This is a genomic window from Paracidovorax cattleyae (assembly GCF_900104515.1).
Taxonomy (GTDB): Bacteria; Pseudomonadota; Gammaproteobacteria; order Burkholderiales; family Burkholderiaceae_C; genus Paracidovorax; species Paracidovorax cattleyae.
Genome location: NZ_FNJL01000002.1, coordinates 181,514 through 206,528 on the forward strand (window position 1 = coordinate 181,514; position 25,015 = coordinate 206,528).

At 67.1% G+C, this 25,015-nt stretch carries 23 protein-coding genes, 1 tRNA gene and 1 pseudogene; 13 read left to right on the forward strand and 12 right to left on the reverse strand.

Annotated elements, in window-relative coordinates; all coding sequences use genetic code 11:
• Positions 1-6: 6 nt before the first annotated feature.
• On the reverse strand, positions 7-1,812 hold the full coding sequence (locus tag BLR05_RS02295; RefSeq protein ID WP_092832077.1) for a tetratricopeptide repeat protein: 1,806 nt from the start codon (positions 1,810-1,812) through the stop codon (positions 7-9).
• Positions 1,813-1,841: 29 nt separating this feature from the next.
• Between BLR05_RS02295 and mutM the strand changes: the two genes are divergently transcribed.
• The 3 genes and pseudogenes from mutM to mutY all read left to right on the forward strand — a co-directional run bounded on the left by mutM (position 1,842) and on the right by mutY (position 5,794).
• Complete coding sequence (mutM, locus tag BLR05_RS02300; RefSeq protein WP_092832078.1) at positions 1,842-2,657, forward strand: bifunctional DNA-formamidopyrimidine glycosylase/DNA-(apurinic or apyrimidinic site) lyase; 816 nt, start codon at positions 1,842-1,844, stop codon at positions 2,655-2,657.
• Between the two features lie 86 nt (positions 2,658-2,743).
• The gene (locus BLR05_RS02305; RefSeq protein ID WP_092832172.1) at positions 2,744-4,705 is read left to right on the forward strand and encodes a dynamin family protein; all 1,962 of its coding nucleotides are present in this window, start codon (positions 2,744-2,746) and stop codon (positions 4,703-4,705) included.
• Positions 4,702-5,794 (forward strand): annotated as a pseudogene (gene mutY / locus BLR05_RS02310) (A/G-specific adenine glycosylase). Before BLR05_RS02305 ends, mutY begins: the two are co-directional and overlap by 4 nt.
• 26 nt (positions 5,795-5,820) lie before the next feature.
• On the opposite strand, the gene rapZ reads toward mutY, so the two are convergent.
• Genes rapZ through BLR05_RS02325 form a run of 3 tightly spaced genes read right to left on the reverse strand, consistent with a single transcriptional unit; the run spans position 5,821 to position 9,262 of the window.
• On the reverse strand, positions 5,821-6,693 hold the full coding sequence (rapZ, locus tag BLR05_RS02315; protein ID WP_092832079.1) for an RNase adapter RapZ: 873 nt from the start codon (positions 6,691-6,693) through the stop codon (positions 5,821-5,823).
• Entirely contained in the window at positions 6,690-8,363 is a 1,674-nt protein-coding gene (gene recN, locus BLR05_RS02320) for a DNA repair protein RecN (RefSeq protein WP_092832080.1), read from the reverse strand. Before recN ends, rapZ begins: the two co-directional genes overlap by 4 nt.
• Positions 8,364-8,365: 2 nt before the next feature.
• Entirely contained in the window at positions 8,366-9,262 is an 897-nt protein-coding gene (locus BLR05_RS02325) for an NAD kinase (protein WP_092832081.1), read from the reverse strand.
• Positions 9,263-9,291: 29 nt separating this feature from the next.
• Here BLR05_RS02325 and hrcA point away from each other — a divergent pair, with 29 nt between their 5' ends.
• Positions 9,292-10,296 carry a heat-inducible transcriptional repressor HrcA gene (gene hrcA, locus BLR05_RS02330; protein ID WP_092832082.1) on the forward strand — a complete coding sequence of 335 codons (1,005 nt, stop codon included), beginning with the start codon at positions 9,292-9,294 and terminating at the stop codon, positions 10,294-10,296.
• 63 nt (positions 10,297-10,359) lie between these two features.
• Here the strand turns inward: hrcA and BLR05_RS02335 are convergent, their stop codons facing one another.
• The 3 genes from BLR05_RS02335 to BLR05_RS02345 form a co-directional block, all read right to left on the reverse strand.
• On the reverse strand, positions 10,360-10,761 hold the full coding sequence (locus tag BLR05_RS02335; RefSeq protein WP_092832083.1) for a hypothetical protein: 402 nt from the start codon (positions 10,759-10,761) through the stop codon (positions 10,360-10,362).
• A 213-nt stretch (positions 10,762-10,974) separates the two neighbouring features.
• Positions 10,975-11,664, reverse strand: a complete 690-nt coding sequence (locus BLR05_RS02340; RefSeq protein WP_092832084.1) for a LuxR C-terminal-related transcriptional regulator — start codon at positions 11,662-11,664, stop codon at positions 10,975-10,977.
• Positions 11,665-12,576: 912 nt separating this feature from the next.
• Positions 12,577-13,254 (reverse strand): LexA family transcriptional regulator, encoded by a 678-nt coding sequence (locus BLR05_RS02345; RefSeq protein ID WP_092832085.1) that lies wholly within the window; start codon positions 13,252-13,254, stop codon positions 12,577-12,579.
• A 144-nt stretch (positions 13,255-13,398) separates the two neighbouring features.
• Here BLR05_RS02345 and BLR05_RS02350 point away from each other — a divergent pair, with 144 nt between their 5' ends.
• The 4 genes from BLR05_RS02350 (at position 13,399) to greB (ending at position 15,448) form a co-directional block, all read left to right on the forward strand.
• Complete coding sequence (locus tag BLR05_RS02350) at positions 13,399-13,956, forward strand: hypothetical protein (RefSeq protein ID WP_092832173.1); 558 nt, start codon at positions 13,399-13,401, stop codon at positions 13,954-13,956.
• A gap of 295 nt (positions 13,957-14,251) precedes the next feature.
• Positions 14,252-14,563, forward strand: a complete 312-nt coding sequence (locus BLR05_RS02355) for a hypothetical protein (protein ID WP_092832086.1) — start codon at positions 14,252-14,254, stop codon at positions 14,561-14,563.
• Positions 14,564-14,707: 144 nt separating this feature from the next.
• Positions 14,708-14,784, forward strand: a tRNA-Arg gene (locus BLR05_RS02360).
• A 94-nt stretch (positions 14,785-14,878) separates the two neighbouring features.
• A complete protein-coding gene (gene greB, locus BLR05_RS02365) occupies positions 14,879-15,448 on the forward strand; it encodes a transcription elongation factor GreB (protein WP_167361176.1) in 570 nt (189 codons plus the stop codon).
• A gap of 54 nt (positions 15,449-15,502) precedes the next feature.
• Here greB and BLR05_RS02370 read toward each other — a convergent pair whose 3' ends face one another.
• From BLR05_RS02370 to BLR05_RS02385, 4 genes are all read right to left on the reverse strand, one after another.
• Positions 15,503-17,770 carry a RelA/SpoT family protein gene (locus tag BLR05_RS02370; protein WP_092832088.1) on the reverse strand — a complete coding sequence of 756 codons (2,268 nt, stop codon included), beginning with the start codon at positions 17,768-17,770 and terminating at the stop codon, positions 15,503-15,505.
• 92 nt (positions 17,771-17,862) lie between these two features.
• The gene (gene rpoZ / locus BLR05_RS02375; RefSeq protein ID WP_011796632.1) at positions 17,863-18,066 is read right to left on the reverse strand and encodes a DNA-directed RNA polymerase subunit omega; all 204 of its coding nucleotides are present in this window, start codon (positions 18,064-18,066) and stop codon (positions 17,863-17,865) included.
• 18 nt (positions 18,067-18,084) lie between these two features.
• A complete protein-coding gene (gene gmk / locus BLR05_RS02380; protein ID WP_013595881.1) occupies positions 18,085-18,705 on the reverse strand; it encodes a guanylate kinase in 621 nt (206 codons plus the stop codon).
• 43 nt (positions 18,706-18,748) lie between these two features.
• Positions 18,749-19,660, reverse strand: coding sequence for a YicC/YloC family endoribonuclease (locus BLR05_RS02385; RefSeq protein WP_192883793.1), 912 nt, complete (start codon positions 19,658-19,660; stop codon positions 18,749-18,751).
• 86 nt (positions 19,661-19,746) lie between these two features.
• Between BLR05_RS02385 and BLR05_RS02390 the strand changes: the two genes are divergently transcribed.
• The 5 genes from BLR05_RS02390 to hemW all read left to right on the forward strand — a co-directional run bounded on the left by BLR05_RS02390 (position 19,747) and on the right by hemW (position 24,518).
• The gene (locus BLR05_RS02390) at positions 19,747-20,769 is read left to right on the forward strand and encodes a serine/threonine protein kinase (RefSeq protein ID WP_092832090.1); all 1,023 of its coding nucleotides are present in this window, start codon (positions 19,747-19,749) and stop codon (positions 20,767-20,769) included.
• Positions 20,766-21,680, forward strand: coding sequence for a PP2C family protein-serine/threonine phosphatase (locus BLR05_RS02395; RefSeq protein ID WP_092832091.1), 915 nt, complete (start codon positions 20,766-20,768; stop codon positions 21,678-21,680). Before BLR05_RS02390 ends, BLR05_RS02395 begins: the two co-directional genes overlap by 4 nt.
• A 129-nt stretch (positions 21,681-21,809) precedes the next feature.
• On the forward strand, positions 21,810-22,571 hold the full coding sequence (rph, locus tag BLR05_RS02400) for a ribonuclease PH (RefSeq protein WP_092832092.1): 762 nt from the start codon (positions 21,810-21,812) through the stop codon (positions 22,569-22,571).
• A 26-nt stretch (positions 22,572-22,597) separates the two neighbouring features.
• Complete coding sequence (rdgB, locus tag BLR05_RS02405) at positions 22,598-23,197, forward strand: RdgB/HAM1 family non-canonical purine NTP pyrophosphatase (protein ID WP_092832093.1); 600 nt, start codon at positions 22,598-22,600, stop codon at positions 23,195-23,197.
• 70 nt (positions 23,198-23,267) lie between these two features.
• Complete coding sequence (gene hemW / locus BLR05_RS02410; RefSeq protein ID WP_092832094.1) at positions 23,268-24,518, forward strand: radical SAM family heme chaperone HemW; 1,251 nt, start codon at positions 23,268-23,270, stop codon at positions 24,516-24,518.
• A gap of 40 nt (positions 24,519-24,558) precedes the next feature.
• Here the strand turns inward: hemW and BLR05_RS02415 are convergent, their stop codons facing one another.
• On the reverse strand, positions 24,559-24,894 hold the full coding sequence (locus BLR05_RS02415) for an I78 family peptidase inhibitor (RefSeq protein WP_092832095.1): 336 nt from the start codon (positions 24,892-24,894) through the stop codon (positions 24,559-24,561).
• Positions 24,895-25,015 lie beyond the last annotated feature (121 nt).

Here is a 25,015-nt window from a genome sequence, read left to right on the forward strand (position 1 = left end):
CCGCGTTCACGGGGCGGCCTTCAGCCGCTTCATCGTTTCCTGCAGCGTCTCATTGTCCTTGTTGAGCTGGAGCCCCGTGCGCCAGACCTCCAGGGCCCGCGAGCGCTCCCCCATGGTCCACAGCACTTCGCCCAGGTGGGCCGCGATCTCGGGGTCGGGCTGGCGCTGGAAGGCGTCGCCCAGCAACTGCGCCGCCTCGGCATGGTTGCCCAGGCGGAACTCCACCCAGCCCAGGCTGTCGGTGATGAACGGATCCTTGGGCGCGTAGGTCAGGGCCTTCTGGATCAGCTGCCGGGCCTCCTGGAGGCGGATGCCGCGCTCGGCCAGCGAATAGCCGAGCGCGTTGTAGGCGTGGTGGTAGTCAGGGCGCTTTTCGATGATCTGGCGCAGCAGCCGCTCCATGCCGGCCAGGTCGCCGGCCTTCTCGGCCAGCATGGCCTGGTCGTAGGCCAGGTCGTAGTCGCCGGGCGCCATGGCGACCGCCTTGCCTTGTACCTCGAAGGCCTGCTGGTATTGCCTGGCATCGCGCAGCAACTGCGCCTCGGCCACGAGTTTCTGGCGTTCCTCCACCGGATTGCGCGCCGGAAGGCGGCGGATCAGCGCGATGGCTTCGCTCAGCTTGCCCTGCCGCGCCAGCAGCGAGGCGCGGCGTGTCTGCGCGGCCAGCAGCTCGGAGGAGTTCTCTATCTTGCCGAGCCAGGCCTCGGCCTGGGCGAGGTCACCGCGCTTTTCGGCGATTTGCGAACGCAGCAGGTAGGCCTGTCCCATGGCGGCCTTGCGCGGGTCGGTGGCCGGGTAGGACTGCAGCAGGCGCTCGAACTGGTCCAGCGCCGCTTCGGATTCCTGCAGCCGGTCGGATTGCAGGGCCAGGGTCGCCTTCAGCAGCCAGGCTTCGGCCATGTCCGGGGCTTCCCGCGTGAGCAGGTCCACCTGTGTGCCGGCCTCGGAGAAGCGCTGCAGGTTGAGCAGCACGCCCGCATAGGCCATGCGGATCTCCGGCTGCGGCTTGCCGTCCATGTAGCGGGCGACGAGTGGCTCGGCCTCGGCTTCTCCCGCTTCCATGAGCTGCAGCGAAAGCAGCGCCGCGGCGTCCAGCGTGGGTTCCTGCGCCTGGGCGTTGCGGGCGGCCTCGAGCGCGCCCTTGCGGTCGCCGGCCGCGAGCCGCATCCGGCCCAGCGCCGTCCACGCGAGCGGGCCGGCCGCAGGGTTCTGCAACTGATCCGCCAGGGCTTTCTCGACGACGGCCGCCGCGGCCGCCTTGTCCGGTGCACGTCCGTACAGTTGCGGAATGGCCTGCAGGGTCAGCAGCCGGTCCTTCGCCGGGGACTGCGCCAGTTCCTGCCGCAGCAGGTCGCCCGTTTCCGGGATGCGGTTGAGCGCGATCAGGATCTGCAGCACGTAGCGATTGGCCTCGCGCGACTGCGGCTGGGATTCCTTCCAGGCGCGTGCTGCCGCCAGGGCGTATTCACCGGAACGGGACTGCAGCGCGATGTCCGTCGCGCGCCGGTAGAGCTGGGCGTCGCTGCTGCGCCGTGCGGCCTCGAGCATGAGGGCGTAGCCCGTGCCGGGGTCTCCCTGGCTCGTGCTCAGTTCGCCGATGAGGATGTCGTAGAACAGCTCGGCATCCAGGGCCGCGCGGGCTTCGCTTGCCGGGATGTTCTCCACCTGCAGCTCCGTCTGCTGGGCTCGCGCGGATGGGGGAGGGGGAGCAGCCGGTGCCGCGAAAGAAGGCGCCGCGACGGCACACAGTGCGCACAGGAATGCGGCACTCCGAAGTCGATGTGATTGCTCCATCGACCCATAATAATCCATGCCAGATCCTGTTTCCGGAGCCCGACCATATGCCTGAGTTGCCCGAGGTGGAAGTGACGCGCCGCGGCATCGCCGACGCCATGGCGGGCGCGCTGATCGAATCCGTGAGCCTGGGGAAGTCGCTGCGCTGGCCCCTGGGCTGCGCTCCCGAGGACCTGCACGGCCTGCGCGTCGTGGCCGTGCGGCGCCGCGGCAAGTACCTGCTGGTGGACCTGGACCGCGGCATGCTGCTGATCCACCTCGGCATGTCCGGTAGCCTGCGCTTCGACCGGAGCGCCGAGGCCCCCGGCGCGCACGACCATTTCCTCATGGCCACCAGCCAGGGCACCTTGCGGCTGAAGGATCCGCGCCGCTTCGGTGCCGTCGTCTGGGCCGATTCCGAGACGAGCCCGCAGGCGGTGAAGCTGCTGGGACGGCTGGGGGTGGAGCCGCTCGGCGATACCTTCACTCTGGAAGGCTTCGTGGCGGCGCTGCGGGCCAGCCGCCTGCCCCTCAAGCAGTTCCTGCTGGGGGGAAGGGCGGTGGTCGGTGTCGGCAACATCTATGCGTCCGAGGCGCTGTTCCTGGCAGGCATCCGCCCGACGGCGCGTGCCGCGTCGATCGGGCCCCTGCGTGCCAGGCGCCTGCACGAGGCCATCCGCACGGTGCTGGCCCGGGCGGTGGAGCGCGGCGGCAGCACCCTGCGGGACTTCGCCGGCGTGGACGGCAACGCCGGGCATTTCCAGCTCGAAGCCCATGTCTATGGGCGCGAGGGCCTGCCGTGCCGGACCTGCGGGACGCCGATACGCTCCATGCGGCAGGGCCAGCGCAGCACGTACTATTGCATCCGCTGCCAGCGGCCCTGATTTGCATGGGCAATGCCGCCCGGGGTGCTGATATATTTTGCATGTGCCTGCAGGGCAGCAGCGCAGCATCCACCTCCAGGAGCACCGTGGGACCTTCTTTCAACGAGCAATTCGACCAGCATGGCGCCTGGCGGCGCGCTTTCGCGCTGCAGCTGAAGCACCTGGGGGAATGGATGTCGTCGCACGCCCTCATGGATGCGGCCATCGAGGAAAAGCTGCGCCGCCTGGAAGACCAGGTGCGCAGCGACAAGGTCATGGTCGCATTCGTGGCGGAATTCTCGCGCGGCAAGTCCGAGCTCATCAATGCGATCTTCTTCGCCGACTACGGCCGCCGCATCATGCCGGCCAGCGCGGGGCGCACCACGATGTGCCCGACCGAGCTCGGGTACGACCCGGCGCTGCCCAACAGCCTGAGGCTGTTGCCCATCGACACGCGGCTGCAGCCGCAGGGGCTGGCCGAATGGCGAATGCGGCCGGACCAGTGGACCGAAGTGCCGCTGAACGTCGGCGATGCCGACCAGCTCGCCCAGGCCATCGAAAAGGTGTCGGAAGTGCGACGGGTCACGCAGGACGAGGCGCGTGCCCTCGGCTTCTGGCACGACGACCAGCCGCAGGAGAACCCCGTGCTCGACGCCAGGGGGCTGGTGGAGGTACCGGCGTGGCGCCATGCGCTGATCAACATCCCCCACCCCTTGCTTCGGCAGGGCCTGGTCATCCTGGACACTCCCGGCCTCAACGCCGTGGGCGCCGAGCCCGAACTCACCATCAACCTCATCCCCCAGGCCCACGCCGTGGTATTCATCCTGGGGGCGGACACCGGCGTCACTCGCTCGGACCTGGAGATCTGGCGCCAGCACGTGGCTCCGGCCGTGGGCCACTCCGACGCGCAACTGGTGGTGCTCAACAAGATCGATACCCTCTGGGACACACTCAATTCCCCGACCCAGGTGCAGGAGCAGCTGGACCGCCAGCGGCTGGCCTCCGCCGACATGCTGGGCGTGGCGCCCGACCAGGTGCTCCTGGTGTCCGCCCAGAAGGGCCTGGTGTCCAAGATCCATTGCGACGACGTGCTGCTGGAGTCGAGCGGACTGCCGGCGCTGGAGGATGCGCTGGCGCAGGGCGTGATGGGCGAGCGACAGGCCATCCTGCGTTCAGCCGTGACGGCCGGCGTGGCGTCCCTGCGCTCGGAGGCGGGCCGGACCATCAACATCCGGCGCCGCGACCTGGACGACCAGATGCTCGAACTGCGCAGCCTGCGCGGCAAGAATGCGTCGGTGATCGAGTCCATGCGCGTGCGCATCGAGCAGGAGCAGCGCGAATTCGATGCCAGCGCCGCCAAGATCCAGGCCGTGCGAGCGGTGCACCTGAAGCTGTTGCGCGACATCTTCCATGACCTGGGCGCACGCTCGCTGAAGGCGGAGTTGACGGTGCTGGTCGAAACCCTCCAGCAGAAGGGTCTGAAGCTCGGGGTCCGCAAGGTGTACGTGGATACGTTCGAGCGCCTGCGCACCATCATGGACAAGGCCCAGGCATCGGCCACCGAGATCCATGCCATGCTGGGTGGAACGTTTCGCCAGCTCAATGCGGATTTCGGTTTCTCCCTGCAGGTGCCCGCCACGCCCCGGCTCGATGGTTTCCTCACGGAAATCCAGCAGATCGAGAGCCGCCACATGCAGTACCTCGGCGTGGGCAACACCCTGCGGCTGGCGCAACCCGACTTCACCCAACGCCTCGTGCGGGCGCTGGGAATGCGGCTGCGCACCGTGTTCGAGTCGGCCGCGAACGACCTGGAGCTGTGGAGCAAGTCCGCCACGGCGCAGCTCGATGCGCAGCTGCGCGAGCGCAAGCGCAGCTTCGCCCGGCGCATCGAGGCCGTGGATCGCATCCAGCATGCCGCCAGCGGCCTCGTTGAGCGCATTGCCGAGATAGAGCAGGCCGAGCAGGAACTCGCGCAACTGGAGACGCGCCTGCACGAGCTGACGGAGCAACTCGCCTCCCTGCCGGCGGAAAACGGCAAGCCCCAGCCCCGGGCGCCGCTGTCCGCATGAAGCGCGCGGTCCCCGACATCGCCACCGAGGTGGTGCGCTGGCAGGCCGTGCACGGCCGCAACCACCTGCCCTGGCAGCAGACGCGCGACCCCTACCGGGTCTGGCTGTCCGAAATCATGCTGCAGCAGACGCAGGTCAGCACGGTGCTGGACTACTACACCCGGTTCCTGGAACGGTTCCCCGATGTGCGCGCCCTGGCCGCTGCGCCGGAGGACGACGTCATGGCCCTCTGGAGCGGCCTGGGCTACTACAGCCGCGCCCGCAACCTGCACCGATGCGCCAAGGACGTCGTGGACCGGCACGGCGGGGCGTTCCCGCGCTCCGCCGAGGCGCTGGCCGGCCTGCCCGGCATCGGCCGTTCCACGGCCGGCGCGATCGCCTCCTTCTGCTTCGCGGAGCGCGTGCCCATCCTGGACGCCAATGTCCGGCGGGTGCTTACGCGGGTGCTCGGCTTCGATGCCGACCTGGCCGTCGCCCGCAACGAGCGTGACCTGTGGGATCGCGCCAGCGAGTTGCTGCCGCACGACGACCTGCAGGAGGCGATGCCCCGCTACACGCAGGGACTGATGGACCTGGGCGCGAGCCTCTGCACGCCGCGCAAGCCCGCCTGCATCCTCTGCCCCCTGCAGCCGCAATGCGCGGCGGCCGCGGCCGGCAATCCCGAGGATTATCCGGTCCGCACGCGCAAACTGCTGCGGCGGGCGCAGGCATGGTGGTTCCCCCTGCTGCACGACGGCGAAGGCCGCCTGTGGCTGCAGCGCAGGCCTTCCGAGGGCATCTGGGCCGGACTGCATTGCCCACCCATGTTCGACAGCCGGGAAGATGCGATGGACTGGCTGGCGCAGCGCGGCGTGGTCCGCACGCCGCGGGAGCTGGACGCCGTGTTCCATGTCCTCACGCACCGGGACCTGCACTTGCACCCGATGCTGGTGCACGGGCCGGAGCCTGCCGCACGCGGCCAGTCCGATACCGCGCAGGAGGGGGGGCTGGTACACCGCCCCGCAATGGAAGGCGCTGGGATTGCCGGCCCCCGTGCGCAAGCTGCTGGAGCAGTTGCAGCTGCCCGCCGCGGGAGCCGTGCAAGCCTGAGCCGCGGTGCCCGGCAGGGCCGCCGCCTAGCGCCCGTCGAGTTCCCGGTGGCGCCGCAACGTCGTCCAGCGGTCCGAGAAGTCCTCGGCGAGTTTCTCGACGAGATACACGGACCGGTGCTGCCCCCCCGTGCAGCCGATCGCCACCGTGACGTAGCTGCGGTGGTTCTGGGCCAGCGGCTCCAGCCAGTGTCCCAGGAAGTGGGTGATGTGCTCGCGCATCTGCCGCACCTCCCGGGCCTGCTCCAGGTAATGCACCACGGGCTGGTCCTTGCCGGTGAGGTGGCGCAGGCCCGGTTCGTAGTGCGGGTTGGGCAGCATGCGCACGTCGAAGACGTAGTCCGCGTCCACCGGGACGCCGCGCTTGAACGCGAACGACTGGAACACCAGGGTCAGCTGCCCCGGCAGCGCGGGCATGAGGCTTTTCACGTAGCCCTGCAGTTGCGCGGCGCGGATGGCGCTGGTGTCGATGACATGCGACTGTTCGCGCAGGTCCGCGAGCAATTCACGCTCGAGTTCGATGGTTTCCAGCAGCGCGTGCGGCTCGCCATACCAGTCGTCGCGGGACAGCGGATGGCGGCGGCGGGTTTCCGAGAAGCGGCGCACCAGCGTGTCCGTCGTGGCATCCAGGAACAGCGAATGCACGGTCACGCCTTCCGCGCGCAGCCGGCGCAGCTGTTGCGGCACCAGGGGCAGTGCCGTGGCGCTGCGCACGTCCATGGCAATGGCCACCCGGTTGCCGTGGTGCTGGTGCTCCAGCGCCACGAAGGCCGCGAGCAGCTCCGGGGGCAGATTGTCCACGCAGTAGTAGCCCGCGTCTTCCAGCGCATGCAGCGCCACGGACTTGCCGGAGCCCGACATGCCCGTGATCAGCACGATCTCCAGCGTTTCAGCCGTCATGGCCGGGCTCCCCTGGCTGCCGCGCGGCTGTTGTCCAGCATCTCTCGGGCGTGTGCGAGGGTGGCGGCCGAAGCACGCTCGCCGCCGAGCATGCGCGCCATTTCCTGGATGCGTCGCTCGCCTTCCGCAGCCGCCACGGTGCTGACCGTTCCCTGCTGGCGGGAGCGCTTGGACACGACCAGATGATGGTCCGCGCACGCGGCCACCTGCGGCAGGTGGGTCACCGCCAGCACCTGCCGGTCGCGGCCGAGCCGCTGCATCAGCTGGCCCACGGTTTCGGCGACGGAGCCGCCGACGCCGGAATCGACCTCGTCGAAGATCAGCGTCGGCGCTTCGCCGAGGCGACTGGTGGTCACCGAGATCGCCAGCGAGATGCGCGACAGCTCGCCGCCCGAGGCCACCTTGCCGATCGGGCGCGGCGTCACCCCCTGGTGACCCGCCACCAGGAACGCCACGCTGTCCAATCCGTGCGGGCCCGGCTCGGCCTGCGCATCGAGCGCCACGTCGAAGCGTCCGCCCTTCATGCCCAGCCCCTGCATGGCCTGCGTGATGGCGCGCGCGAGCTGTGGAGCGGCCTTGGCGCGCTTCTGGGAAGTCTCCCGGGCGGCCTGCATGTAGGCGGCTTCGCTCCTGCGGGCCTGCTCAGCGAGGGCTTCCACGTCCGAGGCCCCGTCCAGGCGCGCGAGTTCTTCCTCCCAGCCGGTGAGCAGTGCGGGCAGGTCCTGCGGCTGGCGCTTGAAGCGCCGGGCCAGCGACATCCAGAGTCCCATGCGTGCATCCAGCGTTTCGAGCCGGTCGGGGTCCACGTCGGTGTGGCGCAGGTAGGCCTGGAGCGAATGGGCCACGTCCGATGCCTGGGCCAGGCAGGACGCCAGCACGTCCAGCATGGACTGGAACTGCGGGTCCAGCGACGCCTTCGCTTCGAGCAGGCCGCGGGCGCGCACCAGCGGGCCATGAGCGCCCGATTCATCGTCTTCCAGCGCCGACAGCGCGTCCTGGGCCGTGTCGATCAACGCCTGCGCATGCGAGAGGCGAGTGTGCTGTGCATTCAGCTCGTCCCACTCGCCATCGGCGGGTGCGAGCTTCTGCATTTCGGCGATCTGCCACTGCAGCCGGTCGCGTTCGTGCTGGATGTCGTTCTGGCCCGCGACGGCGGCATCCAGTGCCTTGCGGTCGTCGCGCCAGCTCGTCCAGAGGGGCTGCAGGCCTTCCGGGCGGATACCGCCGTACGCATCCAGCAGGCCGCGCACCGCGTCCGCGCGCGTGAGGCTCTGCCAGGCGTGCTGCCCATGGATGTCGAGGAGGTGGGAGCCCAGGGTGCGCATCTGCGTCGCGGTCACCGGCACCCCGTTGATCCACGCCCGGCTCTTGCTCTGGGTGTCGATGGTGCGCCGCAGCAGCAGGCCTTCTTCCGGAGGAATGCCCGCCTCGTCCAGCCAGGCTGCGATGGCGGGCGTGCCGTCGAACTCCGCGCACAAGTCCGTGGACGCCGCGCCTTCGCGCACCACGCCCTGATCGGCGCGCGCGCCCAGCAGCAGCTGCAGCGCATCGATGAGGATGGACTTGCCGGCGCCGGTCTCGCCGGTCAGAACGGTGAATCCGGAATGGAGGTCGAGCTCGAGGGACTCGACGATCACGAAATCACGCAGCGCAATCCGCTTCAACGCCATTCTCAGTAGCCTCCTTCGTTCCAGCGGAGTTTCTTGCGCAGCGTGGCGAAATAATTCCAGCCGCGCGGATGGAGAAAACGCGCCCGGTAGTCCGAGCGCTGTACCAGGATGCGGTCGCCGTGCTGCAGGGACGCAAGGGACTGCATGTCGAAATTCGCGCTGACATCGCGCCCGCTGACGACCTCCACGGCCACTTCCATGCTGTCCGACAGCACGATGGGCCGGTTCGACAGCGTGTGTGGCGCGATCGGCGCCAGCACCCAGCCGGGAATAGTCGGGTGCAGCATCGGCCCGCCCGCGGACAGGGCATAGGCGGTGGATCCCGTTGGGGAAGCGATGATGAGGCCGTCGGCGCGCTGGTTGGACACGAAATGGCCGCCCACCTCCACGCGCAGTTCGACCATCCCGGACGTGGATCCGCGGTTGACCACCACGTCGTTCATGGCCAGGGCCTCGAACACGCACTGGCCCTGGCGCATCACCCGGGCCCGCATGAGGGGGCGCAGGTCTTCCTCGTATTCGCCGCGCAGCATGGGCTTGAGGACCGTCGGGTACTCGCCCAGGGGGATGTCGGTGATGAAACCGAGCCGGCCCTGGTTGATGCCGATGAGCGGCGTGCGGTATTGCGCGAGCTGCCGGCCAACGCCGAGCATCGTGCCGTCGCCGCCCACCACGAGGCAGAGATCGCAGTCCAGCCCGATGCGCTCCACGGAGAGCGCCGGGTAGTCGGTGAACCCTGTGTTCGCGGCGGTATCCGCCTCGAGGGCAATCTCGCATCCCTCGTTGGCCAGGAATCTGGCGATGCCGTCCACCGCGTCGCGCGAACTGTCGGACATGCCTGCAGAAGTGGGCGCCTGGTATTTGCCGACGAGCGCCACGCGTTGGAACCTGAGCTTCATCGCGGAAATTAGATCATTAAAATGATTCAATGCTCGATGACCGTGCCAAGTTGTTGCTCAAAGCGCTGATCGAGCGCTACATCGCCGACGGCCAGCCGGTGGGATCGCGCACCCTGTCGAGGGCCTCCGGGCTGGATCTCTCGCCGGCGACCATCCGCAACGTCATGGCCGACCTGGAGGAGATCGGGCTGATCGCCAGCCCCCATACCTCCGCGGGGCGCATCCCCACGGCCAGAGGGTACCGTCTGTTCGTTGACACCATGTTGACGGTGCAGCGCGGCGAGCTGTGCTCCCCCGAACTCGCACCGGACCAGCCCCAGAAGGTCATCGCCAACGCGGCGCAGCTGCTGTCCAGCCTTTCGCAGTTCGTGGGCGTGGTGATGGCGCCGCGCCGGCAGTCCGTCTTCCGGCATATCGAGTTCCTGCGCCTCTCGGAGCGCCGCCTGCTCGTCATCATCGTCTCGCCGGACGGCGACGTGCAGAACCGCGTGATCTTCACCGAGGTGGATCACTCCCAGTCCCAACTCGCAGAGGCCGCCAATTTCCTCAACAGCCATTACTCCGGCATGGGCATGGAAGAGGTGCGGGAGCGGCTCAAGACCGAGGTGGACCAGTTGCGCGGCGAGATCGCCTCCCTCATGCAGGCCGCGGTGAACGTCGGCTCCGAGGCCATGGCCGCCTCGCAGGAGGAGGTGGTCATCTCTGGCGAGCGCAACCTGCTGGCCCTGAGCGATTTCTCGAACGACATGGGCAACCTGCGCAAGGCTTTCGACCTCTTCGAGCAGAAGACCCAGATACTGCGCCTGCTGGACGTCTCCAACCGGGCCGAGGGCGTGCGGATCTTCATCGGAGGCGAAAGCCAGGTCGTTCCGTTCGAGGAGCTGTCGGTGGTCAGCGCCCCGTACGAGGTGGACGGGCAGGTCGTGGGCACCCTGGGCGTCATCGGCCCCACGCGCATGCCCTACGACCGCATGATCCAGATCGTAGATATCACCTCCAAGCTGGTGACCAACGCGCTGAGCCATCGCCGCTAGGGCCCCCGGCCCGGATGGCGCGGCATGCGGCCATGGTGGCCCGGCAGGCAGCGTGCGGGCGGATTACCGGCCGTCGCTCCATGTGCCCGCCTTGATCACGGCGGTCGAGGTCTCGCAGGCCTGGCGCTTCTGCTGGATGGCATCGGCCGGGAGGCCGTAATAGTAGGCATCGAGCGGCCGGCCCATCAGTCCCTTGCAGGCGCCGCTGGCAGGTCTCGGGCACTGGCGCATGAGTGTCACCTTTCCGGGCTTGCCGCCCAACCCGGCCGACGCCTGTGCGACCGCGTCGCAGCTGCTTTTGAGTTGCTCCGCCGTGACGTCGGACGAGAACTCCATGCAGTCTTTCACTGCCGTCCCGGAACCCGCGACGGAGATGGTTCCCTCGATCACGCAGGCGCGGTTGGCGGACCAGGCCATCGGCGCGGTGAGCAGTCCGATGGCAAGCAAGGGGGCGGCAATCCTCATGTTTTCTCCTATCCGTGACGGCCTTGCGCAGACCGTCCATCCGTTCAGCTTCCATATAGGGGACATCCCACCCGGACCATGCGGTTCCGGCAGGGAACGCGGATTTATACGGGGCGGCCCTTCTGCCCAAACCCCTGCCATGGCGGGAATTGCGTAACCCCTTGTATCGCCTCGAGCTCGTTGAGCAGGGCTGCGCTGCGCCACGGGGGCGCGTCAAGATCCACTGATCCGGACGCCGCGCAGCCGGGAGATCAGCTCTACGCGGTTGCTCACGCCAAGCTTCTGCAGGATGGCCGTCAGGTGTTCCTTCACCGTGTGCTCCGAGAGATGCAGCGTATTCGCGATGGGTTTGTTGGGCAGTCCCTCCAGAACCAGTGCGAGGATCTGGCCCTGGCGCGGGGTCAGGCCCAGATCGGCGGGAGCGAGATAAATTTCGCGAGGTGTCGCGGCACCGAGGGCCGTGCCGGAGAGGGAGGCCGTGGCCTCCGATTCGAACCAGGCGGCTCCATCGAGCACGGCATTGACGGCGGCGTGGAAGGTCTCGGGCGATTCCCGCTTGTGGATGAATCCATGGGCACCGCTGGACCGGGCCTTGAGGACGATGGCCGGGTGGTGGTCCGCGCTCACGATCAGCATGCGCGTGCTCGGGGGCATCGCGAAAAGGTTGTCGATGAACGACGTGGCGGCACCCTCCGAGAGCCAGAAATCCACAAGTGCCAGGACGGGGGAGCCATGCGAGGCAATGATGCGCAGGGCCTCGGACGTCTCGTGTGCGTGGCGGGCATCGTCCAGACGGGGATGGATGCGGAGAAACTCGGCCATGCCCCGTGCGACGAGCGGATGGTCATCGACGACAAGCGCGTAGCACGCCAGCGGAAGGCGGGAAAAGGCGGACAGTGGCATACGACGTTCTGGCGATGGGCCGGATCATCAAAAGCAACTCGATCGTAACGATGAGGTTAAACCATGCTCGGGTGCCAGCGAGTTACAAAACCTCTTCCGAGGCGTCCGAGTGAAACGGCCTGCACCGATACCAGGGGCATATCCCACATGCCGGGCTTTCCTGGCCTGTCCATGCCGCAGGCATGGGGCTCTTTCAGAAGCCGCCAACTCCTGCTTTTTTGCCGTGCCCAGTGGGCTATGCGACAATCGAAGGCTGTGGGCCGTTAGCTCAGTTGGTTAGAGCAGAGGACTTGACGGGGAGGCTCCTGCCCCCAGGCGAACGCCCGGGAATGGAGCGGCACCCAATGGGTTGCTCAAGGTAAGTTCACTCTGCCTTGAAGTAGAACTTCTCAAATTCGGTGAACGCTACTGCGCGTCCGTGCGCGCTATGCCAACGCCGAGCGAAGCCCTCCACGAGGAGGGAACGTGTAGAGACTCGACGGGAAGGCCGAAAGGCAAGACAGAGTCCAGGCCACGAACCGGAAACGGGCGGCGAAAGCCGAAGTGGCACGCATAATCCTTTGGTCGCTGGTTCGAGCCCAGCACGGCCTACCACGCACAGAAGATGGACGACGCGCACGGCAGGCGTGACGATCCACGCAGCACGGACCGTCCGAACAGGTGGCTGTGCTGGCCGACGATGCCCTTTGGGACCGCTCCACGCCCAGGTTGACCCTCCCGCCGCCCTTGCAACTGGTCCCGCGGCTCGGCCGATGGCCTGGATTCCTGGCTGCAGGAATGTCTCCGCCGTGACCTTGCGCCCACCTCAATGCGTTCGTTTCGTTTTGTTTGACTAGCGCGGGGGCGTGTTCGGGGAATGTTTAAATAATGTGGTCGGCCTGCCGGTTTTGAACGCGGCGAGTCGAAGTCCGATCAGATCTTCCGTCCGTTCCAGATCCATATCACCTTGCCCAGGATCTCCACCGTGTGCTTGCCGTCCAGGACGTCCACCGTCTTCACGGTGGGGTTGTCGCTGCTGATCTCGTAGGCACCATCCAGCCGCTGGCGCACACGCTTGATGAAGAGGCGGCTCTGGGCCGCCAGCACATAGACCCCGTCGACCTCCAGGGTGCGCACGCCTGCGTCCACCAAAAGCACGTCGCCGTCGAGGAAGGTGGGCTCCATGGAGTCCCCGTAGGCATGGATGAAGCGGAGGTTCTCAGGCGTGCTCAGGCCGCGCAGTGTCTTGCCGATCCATGCCGGTGACAGGGTGAGGTGGCCGACCATGACATCTTCAGGGGCCATCTCGCTTCCTGCGCCCATGGACGCGGTGTTTGCCAATTGCGGCACCGACACGCCGCTTTCCTGTGAGGGGGCTCGGGCAGGTGCCTCCCCGCGCCTGGCTGGTGGCGCATCGCCCGCCAGCACCCAGGCGGCCGAGCAACCGATGAGTTCCTCGGCCTTGAGTGCTCCCGCCTTGGAAACTCCTCGCACCTCCCAGTTCTTGAGGTTCTGCGGCGACTCCCCGAGCAGCCGGGCCACGGCGGACTGGCCCGAAACATCCTTGATTTCGGACGCAGCCTGGTAAAGACGGGCAGTACTCTCGTGCATGGCCTCATTGTGCCCCAATTAAACAAATTGTTTTAAACAAAAATTGGACTTTTGTGTAAACGTGATGTTTAATCAATGAAGCAGGAATTCGGTGCGGCAGCGCGGCTGCTGCGAAGTTCGATAACCATGACTGCGAGGATGGCCATGTCTCCCAGCGATTTCCCTGTACTCGAAGAGGCGTACGGCACAGCCACCAGCGCTTCCGACCTGCGCTTCTGCGTCCGCGAAGGCTCGCCCCATACATCTGCCGACGTGCTGGTCGCGGCAGGTTGGAGCCGTTCGCGCACCGGCGGCGCTCTCCTGCGGCTGCGTGCGGAACATGATGCTGCAGCGCGCAAGGCCGACAGTGGCGGTGCACCAGGGCAGGTCTGCGGACACGCTCTGCTGCGGGCTCTGCCGCAGGTGCAGCGACAGCTTTCCGCGCAGGCGGCCCGATGGAACGTGGATTCTCCCGAGGTCGTGTCGGCCGCCGTACTCCTTTGGTGGCTGCAGCCTGCATGTTCCGAGTGTCTCGGCAGGAAGTTCCTGCCCATGCCCGGCACGGGTCGGCTTTCCTCCAGAAGGTGCATTGCATGCGACGCCACCGGCTTGACCAGCGTGCCGCATGGCGAGCCTGGACGCCGCATTGCCAGCTTCATCGACGACTGCGTGCAGCGCGCGCTCCAATCCATCCATTCCCGTCTCGGTGGTCAGCGCACCTGACCGGAACTGCATCAGTTGATTGCAGAGGGTGCTGATCCTCTCGCGCGACGCCTCTTCGTCAAACGCCCGCAACGACAGCCTGGCCAGTAGGGCCTGTAGCGATTGCGGTAGCCCTCGAAGAAGAAGCTCGCCCGAAATTTTCCCAAGCCTGCAGGGCTCGCTCTGCAGGCTTTTTTCATTTATCCCCGGGCACTCGTGGCAATGGCCGCGCTACGTCCGGGCTCCGGGAGGCTGCGGGTTTGCCGGTGAGAGCCGCAACCCATGAGAACGCGCGCAGGCGCAACGAGGAGATGCCATGAAGACCAAGACCGCCAGCACTGAAAAGCATTTGAAGTTCGACGCGACGATCAGCACGGGCACCATCTTCCAGTTGCTTGCATTCATCGGCTCGGTGATTCTGGCCTATGGCTCGTTCTGCGAAGAACGTGTCCGCCAGGACAGCCGCATCGCGCAGGCAGAGGCGATGGCCGGAAGGGACCGGGAGTCCGTGCGTGAAGCCATCCGGGAAGTCAGGGAGCGTGTGGATACCCTGGAGCGCAGCCATCAGAACGCCCGGGAGTCCCTGGTCACGCTGCAGTCGTGTGCCAGGGCCAGCTCTGCCAGATAGAAAATTACCGAAGTCTTCAGGCGGGACGGATTTCTGTACTACAATGGCGTTCTGCTTCTGATGCGACGGACTTGATCCGAAAGGCTCAAAAAATCTCTCAGAAGTTTTTGAAGAGTGGCAAAACATGCTATAATTCAAAGCTTGGCGGCTGTAGCTCAGCTGGATAGAGTACTTGGCTACGAACCAAGGGGTCGTGGGTTCGATTCCTGCCAGCCGCACCAAATGGTAAGCCTCGTGATGTCAAAGTCACGAGGCTTTTTCCATTTTCTGCCAGCTGCCGCTGGCGGTCGTCATCACCTGGAGCCGACCGATCCCATGAGCAAGGCCTTCACCAAGGAAACGGATAACGCCCCCGACGACGATGCGGAGTTCCCATCCGCGCCGCCGTTGCCCGCCGGCAGCAAGAACTACATGACGCCGGCAGGCCATGCCCGTCTGCGGTCCGAACTGCTCGACCTGATGGACAACGAGCGGCCGAAGGTGGTGGAGGTCGTCCACTGGGCTGCCAGCAATGGCGACCGCTCCGAGAACGGCGATTACCTCTATGGCAAGAAGCGCCTGCGCGAGATCGATCGGCGCATCCGCTTCCTGACCAAGCGCCTGGACATCGCGGAGGTGGTCGATCCCTCTCTGCACCACGGCAGCGACCAGGTGTTCTTCGGCGCCACCGTCACTTACATGGACGACCTGGACGTGGAGCGGACGGTGACCATCCTGGGGATCGACGAGGTGGACAGCAGCCAGTCCCAGGTGAGCTGGGTGTCGCCCGTGGCGCGCGCGCTGCTGAAGGCGCGCGAAGGCGACCAGGTCCGGCTGGGCACGCCCGGCGGGCTGCGCACGCTGGAGATCCTGCGGGTCGAGTACCCCGCGCGAGCGCCTTCCTGAAACCCTTCCTGCGCCCATTGGGGGTGCGAAGGGACGCGGGTGTCCGGCTGGGGGCTAGGGCGACGGCAGGATGCGGAAGGCGCGCAGGACGGCCGTGGTGCGCCGCAGGTTGCGCAGCGCGGCTTCGACGTGCGCCTGGTCGCGCACGGCCACCACGAGGCGCAGGTCGGTCGTGTCCATGGCTTTTTCCTCGTCCATGTCCACATGCACGATGTCTGCCTCGGAGCTGGCGAGTTCCGCGGCGATGCGTGCCAGCACGCCCTTGCCGTTGGTGACCGTCACCACGATGCCGGTCTCGAACATGCGGGTCGGCTCGTCCGCCCAATCGACGGTGATGAAGCGCTCGCTGTCCTTGTGCTGGAGCTTCTTGGCCACACCGCATTGGGCGTTGTGGACGACGAGGCCTTCGCCGCGGCCCAGGTAGCCGACGATCGGGTCGCCCGGCACCGGCCTGCAGCAGCTGGCGTACTGCACGGAGGCGTTCTCGCTGCCGTCGAGCGTGACGCCGCCCTGTGACAGGTTCTCGTGCGAGGTATAGCGCTCCCGGGTGAGCAGCAGGGCGTCCGGCCGGTGGCCGTGTTCCGCCATCAGCACCATGAGCCGCTTGGCCACGATGCCGGCGATGCGCTTGCCCAGGCCGATGTCGGTCATGAGTTCGGTGCGCGAGCGGTTGCCGGTGAAGCGCAGCAGCTTGTCCCAGAGCGCGTGGTTCTCGTCCTCCGAGGGCAGGCGCTCCAGGCCCTCGGCCCGCAGTGCCTGGGTGAGCAGCTTTTCACCCAGGCCGGCGGACTCTGTGTGCGCCAGGGTCTTGAGGTAGTGGCGGATCTTGGAACGCGCGCGGCCGGTGCGCACGAAACCCAGCCATGCGGGGTTGGGGGTGGAGACGGGCGCGGTGATGATTTCCACCACGTCGCCGTTCTTCAGCTCGGTGCGCAGCGGGACCTGCTCGTTGTTGATCTTGGCGGCCGTGGCCCGGTCACCCACGTTGCTGTGGATGGCATAGGCGAAGTCCACGACGGTCGCGCCGCGGGGCAGGGCCATGATCTGGCTCTTGGGTGTGAACACATAGACCGCGTCGGGGAACAGGTCCACCTTCACGTGGTCCCAGAATTCGGCGGCGTCGCGCGTCTCGTTCTGGATGTCCAGCAGCGACTGCAGCCACTTGGTTCCCAGCCGCTCGGCCGTGCTGCCTTCGGCATTCTGGGCCTTGTAGAGCCAGTGGGCTGCGACGCCGGCCTCTGCCACCACGTGCATCTCCTCCGTGCGCATCTGGAACTCGATGTTGATGCCGGAGGGGCCCACGAGCGTGGTGTGCAGCGACTGGTAGCCGTTCAGCTTGGCGATGGCGATGTGGTCCTTGAACCGGCCGGGCACGGGCTTGTAGAGCTGGTGGAGGATGCCGAGCGCGGTGTAGCAGTCGGTCACGGAGGACACGATGACCCGGAAGCCGTAGATGTCCGTCACCTGGGCGAAGCTCAGGTGCTTGGTGTCCATCTTCTGGTAGATGGCGTAGAGCGTTTTCTCGCGGCCGGCCAGCCGCGCCTTCATGCCGATGCGGGCGAAGGCCGCGTCCACTTCGGTCTGCACCTTCTGGATGATGTCCCGCCGGCGGTTGCGCGCCTTGTTCACCGCCTTGGATAGCGTGGCGTAGCGCCAGGGGTGCAGGTGGCGAAAGGAGAGGTCCTGCAGTTCGCGGTAGGTCTGGTTCAGGCCCAGGCGGTGGGCGATGGGCGCGTAGATCTCCAGGGTCTCGGAAGCGATGCGGCCCCACTTGGTGCGCGGCATGTCCGAGAGCGTGCGCATGTTGTGCGTGCGGTCGGCCAGCTTGATGAGGATGACGCGCACGTCGCGCGCCATGGCCAGCAGCATCTTGCGGAAGGACTCGGCCTGGTTTTCCTCGCGGGTGTTGAATTGCAGCTTGTCGAGCTTGGTGAGGCCGTCGACCAGTTCGGCCACCTGCGGGCCGAAGCGTTCCAGCAGGTCCGACTTGGTGACGCCGCAGTCCTCCATCGCATCGTGGAGCAGCGCCGCCATCAGCGCCTGGGCGTCGAGCTTCCAGGTGGCGCATTGCGCGGCCACCGCGATGGGGTGGGTGATGTAGGGCTCGCCGCTGCTGCGCAACTGCCCGAGGTGGGCCTTGTCGGCGAACTTGTAGGCCTGCCGCACCTGCTCGATGCTCGCTGCATCGAGGTACTCGAGGTTTTCGGTGAGCGAGGCGAAACTGGCGGCGGCCGCGTTGGCGGCCGCGGCAGACGCGCCCGCCGCCGGGGCGTTGCCAGGGCGCGGCTCCGGGGCGGAAGGTTTGGTCAGTACCTCATTCATACCCTGAAATGTAGCGTGCCCGTGCCCCGCCGGCCGAAGGCAAAAAAAAGCACCGCCTGGCGGTGCTGTTGATCGGTGCGCGACCGACAGGGTCAGCCGGGCACCTTCTTGAGCATCTCCAGACCGATCTTGCCTTCGGCGATTTCGCGCAGGGCCGTCACGGCGGGCTTGTTGCGGCTCTCGATCTTCGGGGCGTGGCCCTGGCTCAGCATGCGCGCGCGGTACGTGGCTGCCAGGACGAGCTGGAAACGGTTCGGGATGTGCTCGAGGCAGTCTTCAACGGTGATGCGTGCCATGCGGATTCTCCTGGCGGTCTAGACGATATTGAGGGATTCGAAGGTGTCGGCACGTGCCCGGCGCTGGGCTGCGTACTTGAGCCGCTGGGCATGAACGACGGTTTTCATGTCGAAAAGCGCCCGTTCGAAAAGCTCGTTGATTATAACGAAGTCGAATTTCTCGGCCTGCGCCATCTCGATGGCCGCATTCTTGAGCCGCAGCTCGATCACGTCCGGGGCGTCCTCGCCGCGGCGCTCCAGCCGCGAGCGCAGCTCTTCCCAGCTCGGCGGCAGGATGAAGATGAGCACGGCGTTGGAGAAGGCTTCCTTCACCTGCATGGCTCCCTGGAAGTCGATCTCGAGGATGACATCCGCGCCCTGGCCGATGCGTTCCTCGATGCTTTTGCGGGACGTGCCGTAGCGGCGGCCGTGGACGTGCGCCCACTCGATGAAGCCGTTGGCGGCCACCATCGCATCGAACTCCTGCTCGGAGGTAAAGAAGTATTCGCGCCCGTGCCGCTCCTGGCCGCGCGGAGGCCGCGTGGTGTGGGATACGGAGGGCTGCACGTGGGAGTCGAGCTCGAGCAGGGCCTTTACCAGGCTCGACTTGCCTGCGCCGCTCGGCGCCGCCACTACGAAAAGATTACCGGGATAGTCCATACGGGATGTGCGCGGGCTGCTATCAAATCAGGAGGATTATCGCTCACTCGATGTTCTGGACCTGCTCGCGCATCTGCTCGATGAGGACCTTCATGTCCACGCTGATGCGGGTCAGGTCCATGGCGGCGGACTTGGAGCCGAGGGTGTTGGCCTCGCGGTGCAGTTCCTGGATGAGGAAGTCCAGGCGCTTGCCGATCTCCCCGCCCTTCTTCAGCAGGCGCTCGATCTCGTCGAGGTGGGATTCGAGGCGTGTGATCTCTTCCGCGACGTCGATGCGGATGGCGAAGGCGGTGGCTTCCGCCAGGGCGCGGTCCTGCGCCGCCTCGGGCACCGGCACGCCTTCGGCGAGCGCCATGGCTTCCTTCCAGCGCTCGAGGAAGCGCTGGCGCTGCTGGTCCACCAGCTGGGGCACCAGGGGGCCGGCCTGGCGGGCGAGGGCGCGCAACTGCTTCAGGCGGTCCTGCAGCATGGCCGAGAGCCGCTTGCCCTCGCGCTCGCGCGCCGCCACGAGGTCTTCCAGCGCCCCCTGGGCCAGGGCCTGGAGGTCTTCCGCGTTCCAGGAGGCTGAAGACGCCGCGGAGCCCGCGCACAGGCGCAGTGCGTCGGCCACGGACAGCGGCGCGGCGGACGGCAGCCAGGCGCGGACCGAGTCCTGCGCCGAATTGAGCTGCTGCAGCATGCGCGCCGAGGGCGGGGCGATGAGGCCCTGGGACTCCGACTCGATGGAGGCGCGCACCTCCACCTTGCCACGCTTGAGCTGCTGGGTGACCAGGGCGCGCAGGCCCGGTTCCTGGGCCCGGAGCTCGTCGGGCAGCCGGAAGGAGAGATCCAGGAAGCGGCTGTTGACGGAGCGGATCTCGATCCCCAGGCGGGCGGGATGGGCACCGCTGTCGGCATCGGTGGCGGAGGCTTCGAGCTGGGCGCTCGCGTAGCCGGTCATGCTGTAAACTGCCATCGGACTTTTTCGGTGATTGCTTGCGATCCGGCGATTATCCGGGTTCCTTTTCCCGATCGGGACGCGTCCAGGTTTTCTTCGCGAATATGTCAAAAATCAAGCCGGCCCCCTTGCCGCCCGACACCATGCTGGGCGGCTACCGCGTGGTACGCCGGCTCTCCTCCGGCGGCTTCGGCGTGGTGTACCTGGCCGTCGATGCCGAAGGCCAGCAGGTTGCCATCAAGGAGTACCTGCCTTCCTCCCTCGCCACGCGCTCGCCGGGCGAGTTGCTGCCCAAGGTGCCGCCCGAGAAGCTGTCGCTCTACCGCCTCGGGCTCAAGAGCTTCTTCGAGGAAGGCCGCGCCCTGGCCCAGATATCCCATGCCTCGGTGGTCAGCGTGCTCAATTTCTTCCGGGAGAACGAGACCGTCTACATGGTGATGAACTACCTGGAAGGCGCCACGCTGCAGGATTTCATCATCACCGCGCGCGACCTGAAGACGCAGAAGGTGTTCCGTGAATCGACGATCCGCTCGCTGTTCGACGAGGTGCTGCGGGGCCTGCGCATCGTGCACCAGCACAAGATGCTGCACCTTGACATCAAGCCGGCCAACATCTTCATCACCGACGACAACAAGGCGGTGATGATCGACTTCGGCGCGGCGCGCGAGGTGCTGTCGAAGGAGGGCAACTTCATCCGGCCCATGTATACGCCGGGCTTCGCGGCGCCCGAGATGTACCGCCGCGATTCCTCCATGGGACCGTGGACCGACATCTACGCCATCGGCGCATGCATCTATGCCTGCATGCAGGGCTTCCCACCGAACGAGGCACCGCAGCGCGCCGAGAAGGACCGGCTGTCGCTCGCCCTGAGCAAGCTCCGGGGCGTCTATTCCGACAACCTCATCGAGGTGGTGGAATGGTGCATGGCGCTCGATCCGCTCTCGCGCCCGCAGTCCGTCTTCGCGCTGCAGAAGGAGCTGAGCCGCGAAGGCGAGCGCCGCTATACCAAGCTGTCCGTCGGCGAGAAGATGCGGCTGCAGCTCGATACGCTGGTGTCGGATACCAAGAAGAACGTGCAGAAGGTGGGCGAGGCCACGCGCCTCGGCGGAGGGGCGAAGCAGAAATGAAATTCTCGGTCTTTCAGGTGAGCCGCCGCGGCGGCCGCGAGATCAACGAGGACCGGATGGGCTATTGTTATACCCGGGAGTCCAGCCTCTTCGTGCTGGCCGACGGGATGGGCGGGCATCCGGATGGCGAGGTGGCCGCGCAGATCGCGGTGCAGACGGTTTCCGCCGCGTTCCAGCGCCAGGCCAAGCCCGTGCTGCCCTCGGTGGATGCCTTCCTGGCCGAGTCCCTGCTGGCCGCGCACCACCAGATCCTGCGTTACGCCAGCGACCGGGGCATGCTGGACACGCCCCGCACCACGCTCGTCGCGGCGGTGGTGCAGGCGGGCAGCGCGAGCTGGGTGCATTGCGGGGATTCCCGCCTCTATATGGTCCGCTCCGGCGAACTGCTTACGCGCACCCGCGACCACTCCTACATGGAACTGCGCAATGCGTCGCTGCCCGGTATGGACCGCATGAACCGCAACGTGCTGTTCACCTGCCTGGGGTCTCCGACCAAGCCCATCTACGACATCACGGGCCCGGTCGCGCTGGAGCAGGGCGACCGGCTGCTGCTCTGTTCCGACGGCCTGTGGGGCGCGCTGGACGATGCCTCCATTGCGCGCCAGCTCGGGAGGCTGCCGGTGTCCCAGGCGGTGCCGGAGCTGGTGGAAGATGCCCTGCGCAGGGCGGGGGATAGCAGCGACAACGTCACGGTGGTGGCGATGGAGTGGGAAACTCCCGACACCTTCGAATCCACCCAGGGTATATCGACACACAGCATCGCAGACGACGGCTTCGCTTCCACGATCCAGGCCGAACCGTTCGAGGCCGGAGCGGCCGACGAACTGGACGATCTCGACGACGAGGCGATCGAGCGCTCCATCGCCGAGATCAACGAGGCCATCCGTCGCTCCGCCGCGCGCAAGACCTGACGCTGCGGCGCAGGCTGTGCCGGGCGCGCAGGACCACAGGCGCAGCCCTGGCGGGCGCGGACCGTGCGCTTTCCGCGCCGGCCGCAGCCGGGTGGCTATTCATTCCCTTTCACACGCGGTTGCATCCCCATGCCTTCCTCCTCCCTTTCCGTCCCTTTCGAACGCAGCGCCGGCCGCGCCGTCGATGCCCTGCGCCCTGTGCGCATCACCCGCCGCTACACGATGCACGCGGAAGGCTCGGTGCTGGTCGAGTTCGGGCATACGAAGGTGCTGTGCACGGCTTCGGTCGAGGAGCGGGTGCCGCCGCACAAGCGCGGCAGCGGCGAAGGCTGGGTGACGGCCGAATACGGCATGCTGCCGCGCGCGACACACACCCGCAGCGACCGCGAGGCCGCACGCGGCAAGCAGAGCGGCCGCACGCAGGAAATCCAGCGCCTGATCGGCCGCAGCCTGCGGGCGGTGTTCGACCTGCGCGCGCTGGGCGAGCGCACCATCCAGTTCGATTGCGACGTGCTGCAGGCCGACGGCGGCACGCGCACGGCCGCGATCACCGGCGCCTGGGTCGCCGCACACGATGCCGTGTCGGCCCTGCTGGCGGGCGGGAAGATCTCCGCATCCCCCATCACGGCGCCGCTGGCGGCCGTGTCGGTGGGCATTGTGCAGGGCACGCCGCTGCTCGACCTGGAGTACACCGAGGATGTGCAGTGCGACACCGACATGAACGTCGTCATGATGGACGGCGGCCGGTTCGTCGAAGTGCAGGGGACGGCGGAAGGCGTCGCGTTCACGCGCAGCGAGATGGACCGGCTGCTCGACTTGGCCGCGCAGGGCGTGGACGCGCTCATCGCCCTGCAGCGGCAGGCGTTGTCGGTGCCGGCGTCCGGCGTCTGAGTCCTTTTCCCGAAAGCATTCCCACCATGAAACTCGTCCTCGCATCCAACAACCGCGGCAAGCTGGCCGAACTGCAGAGCATGTTCTCTCCCCTCGGCGTGGAGCTGGTGCGGCAGGCCGACCTCGGCGTGGGTGAGGCGGACGAGCCCTTCCATACCTTCGTCGAGAATGCCCTGGCCAAGGCGCGCTTCGCGGCGAAGCACACCGGACTGCCGGCGCTGGCCGACGATGCGGGCCTGTGCGTGGATGCCTTCGGTGGCCAGCCGGGCGTGCAGACCGCCTACTACGCCACCCGTTTCGGCTACGAGAAAGGTGACGCGAACAACGTGCGTGCTTTGCTGGAGCAGATGCAGGGCGTCGCTTCGCGGCATGCAGCGATGGTGAGCACGCTCGTGGCCGTGCGCAGTCCCGACGATCCCGAGCCCCTCATCGCCGTGGGCCGGGTGGCCGGAGAGATCGCCACGGAGCCGCGCGGCAACGGGGGCTTCGGCTTCGATCCGGTGATGTTCATCCCGGAGTTCGGCAAGACGTTCGCGGAGCTGCCCGTGGAGGTGAAGAATGCGCACAGCCACCGGGGGCGGTCCGCGCAGCAGATGCTCGCGCTCATGCGCGAGCGCTGGTTCTGACCCACACCGGCGCTTTGGCCCGAACGCCTTTTCCCCTCCGGCATCCCCGTCTTCCAACGTTTCCCTTCCCGTGTCCATTCCCATCGTTCCTGCCGCCCCTCCGGGCGCCGAAGAGGCGCCCGCTCCGCTGCGCGACGTGCGGCATTCGATGCGGCCCGGTGTCTTGAGCCTGGGTTCCCCGCCGCCGCTGTCGTTGTACGTGCATCTGCCCTGGTGCCTGAAGAAGTGCCCATACTGCGACTTCAATTCGCACGAGGCGCGCGGCGGTGCGGGCGCACTGCAGGAGCAGCGCTATCTGGATGCGCTCATGGCGGACCTGGAAGCCGCCTTGCCACTCGTCTGGGGACGCACGGTGCACAGCGTGTTCATCGGCGGGGGAACGCCCAGCCTGTTCTCGCCGGAAGCGATCGACCGGCTGATCGGCGGAGTGCGGGCGCGGCTGCGGCTCGAGGCGGACGCCGAAATCACGCTCGAAGCCAATCCCGGGACCTTCGAGAAGGACCGTTTCCGTGCCTACCGCGCGGCCGGTGTGACGCGGCTGTCCGTCGGCGTGCAGAGTTTCGACGACCGCTTCCTGCGGGCGCTGGGGCGGGTGCATGACCGGGCCCAGGCCCTGGCTGCAGTGCAGGAGGCCGCGCAGGCGTTCGATACGTTCAACCTCGACATCATGTACGCGCTGCCCGGGCAGAGCCTGGAGGACCTGGGACGGGACGTGGCGCTGGCGCTGTCGCTCCAGCCGCCGCACCTGTCCATCTACCACCTGACCATCGAGCCCAACACCTATTTCGCCAAGTTTCCCCCAGTGGTGCCTGAAGACGATCTGGCCTATGCCATGCTGGACCGGATCACCGAGATGACGGAGGCGGTGGGGCTGCACCGCTACGAGATTTCCGCTTATGCCCGTCCTGGGCACCAGTGCGTGCACAACACGAACTACTGGCAGTTCGGGGACTATCTCGGCATCGGCGCGGGGGCGCACGGCAAGCTCAGCTTCGCTCACCGCGTGGCGCGGCAGGTGCGGTTCCGCGATCCGCAGCGCTACATGGAGCAGGCACTGGCCGGCAACGCCGTGGCGCAGGACCACGAAGTGCGCAGGGCGGATCTGCCGTTCGAGTTCATGCTCAATGCGCTGCGCCTGCGCGAGGGGTTCGCCCTGCAGGATTTCGCGGATCGCACGGGACTGCCGCTGAGCGCCATCGCGGATGCGCTGGACGAGGCCGAGCGCAAGGGTCTGGTCGTGCGGAATGCCGCGCGCGTGCGCCCGACGGAGCGCGGGTTCGACTTCCTCAGCGACCTGCAGGAACTCTTCCTGGCAGATTGAGGCGGATCGCGGTGCGCGCCCGGGCCCGACGGGCTGCGGATCAGCCGCAGCGGGCCGCGGTGATGCGGCCGGACGCATCCACCTCGAGATTCAGGCGCTGCGGGTCGTATTCCTTGGTGACGATCTGCCCGGGCCGCAGCAGCCGCGCCAGTTGGGACCCGGACCGCACGCGCGCATCCTCGACCACTCTTGCGGTGCTGTTCTGGCCGATGAGGGCCTGGGCGGGCTGGGCGTTGCAGGTGCCGCCCATGGGGGCGCCGGTCGGGCCGACCGGCGCCGGCGCGGATTGTCCGCTCCAGGGCATGTTCGCCGTACTGCAGCCACTGGCGAGGAGTGCGAGAGTGGCGGTGGCGAGAAGGCAGGCAGTGGTGCGCATGGATGGAGGCTCCGTCATCAGGAAAAGAGGGGCTGGGAGGGTGGTGCCGGTATGGCGCGGTATGCCGGCCTGGCCGACCGACCTTAGCGCAGCCGGTCGCGCGGGGGGCGTCACGAGCAGT

Bases quoted from the DNA above. Each gene is read 5' to 3' on its own strand.
- BLR05_RS02295 (WP_092832077.1), bottom strand. From the start codon at position 1,812: ATGGATTATTATGGGTCGATGGAGCAATCACATCGACTTCGGAGTGCC.
- mutM (WP_092832078.1), top strand. From the start codon at position 1,842: ATGCCTGAGTTGCCCGAGGTGGAAGTGACGCGCCGCGGCATCGCCGAC.
- rapZ (WP_092832079.1), bottom strand. From the start codon at position 6,693: ATGACGGCTGAAACGCTGGAGATCGTGCTGATCACGGGCATGTCGGGC.
- recN (WP_092832080.1), bottom strand. From the start codon at position 8,363: ATGGCGTTGAAGCGGATTGCGCTGCGTGATTTCGTGATCGTCGAGTCC.
- BLR05_RS02325 (WP_092832081.1), bottom strand. From the start codon at position 9,262: ATGAAGCTCAGGTTCCAACGCGTGGCGCTCGTCGGCAAATACCAGGCG.
- hrcA (WP_092832082.1), top strand. From the start codon at position 9,292: ATGCTCGATGACCGTGCCAAGTTGTTGCTCAAAGCGCTGATCGAGCGC.
- BLR05_RS02335 (WP_092832083.1), bottom strand. From the start codon at position 10,761: ATGAGGATTGCCGCCCCCTTGCTTGCCATCGGACTGCTCACCGCGCCG.
- BLR05_RS02340 (WP_092832084.1), bottom strand. From the start codon at position 11,664: ATGCCACTGTCCGCCTTTTCCCGCCTTCCGCTGGCGTGCTACGCGCTT.
- BLR05_RS02345 (WP_092832085.1), bottom strand. From the start codon at position 13,254: ATGCACGAGAGTACTGCCCGTCTTTACCAGGCTGCGTCCGAAATCAAG.
- BLR05_RS02350 (WP_092832173.1), top strand. From the start codon at position 13,399: ATGTCTCCCAGCGATTTCCCTGTACTCGAAGAGGCGTACGGCACAGCC.
- BLR05_RS02355 (WP_092832086.1), top strand. From the start codon at position 14,252: ATGAAGACCAAGACCGCCAGCACTGAAAAGCATTTGAAGTTCGACGCG.
- greB (WP_167361176.1), top strand. From the start codon at position 14,879: ATGAGCAAGGCCTTCACCAAGGAAACGGATAACGCCCCCGACGACGAT.
- BLR05_RS02370 (WP_092832088.1), bottom strand. From the start codon at position 17,770: ATGAATGAGGTACTGACCAAACCTTCCGCCCCGGAGCCGCGCCCTGGC.
- rpoZ (WP_011796632.1), bottom strand. From the start codon at position 18,066: ATGGCACGCATCACCGTTGAAGACTGCCTCGAGCACATCCCGAACCGT.
- gmk (WP_013595881.1), bottom strand. From the start codon at position 18,705: ATGGACTATCCCGGTAATCTTTTCGTAGTGGCGGCGCCGAGCGGCGCA.
- BLR05_RS02385 (WP_192883793.1), bottom strand. From the start codon at position 19,660: ATGGCAGTTTACAGCATGACCGGCTACGCGAGCGCCCAGCTCGAAGCC.
- BLR05_RS02390 (WP_092832090.1), top strand. From the start codon at position 19,747: ATGTCAAAAATCAAGCCGGCCCCCTTGCCGCCCGACACCATGCTGGGC.
- BLR05_RS02395 (WP_092832091.1), top strand. From the start codon at position 20,766: ATGAAATTCTCGGTCTTTCAGGTGAGCCGCCGCGGCGGCCGCGAGATC.
- rph (WP_092832092.1), top strand. From the start codon at position 21,810: ATGCCTTCCTCCTCCCTTTCCGTCCCTTTCGAACGCAGCGCCGGCCGC.
- rdgB (WP_092832093.1), top strand. From the start codon at position 22,598: ATGAAACTCGTCCTCGCATCCAACAACCGCGGCAAGCTGGCCGAACTG.
- BLR05_RS02415 (WP_092832095.1), bottom strand. From the start codon at position 24,894: ATGCGCACCACTGCCTGCCTTCTCGCCACCGCCACTCTCGCACTCCTC.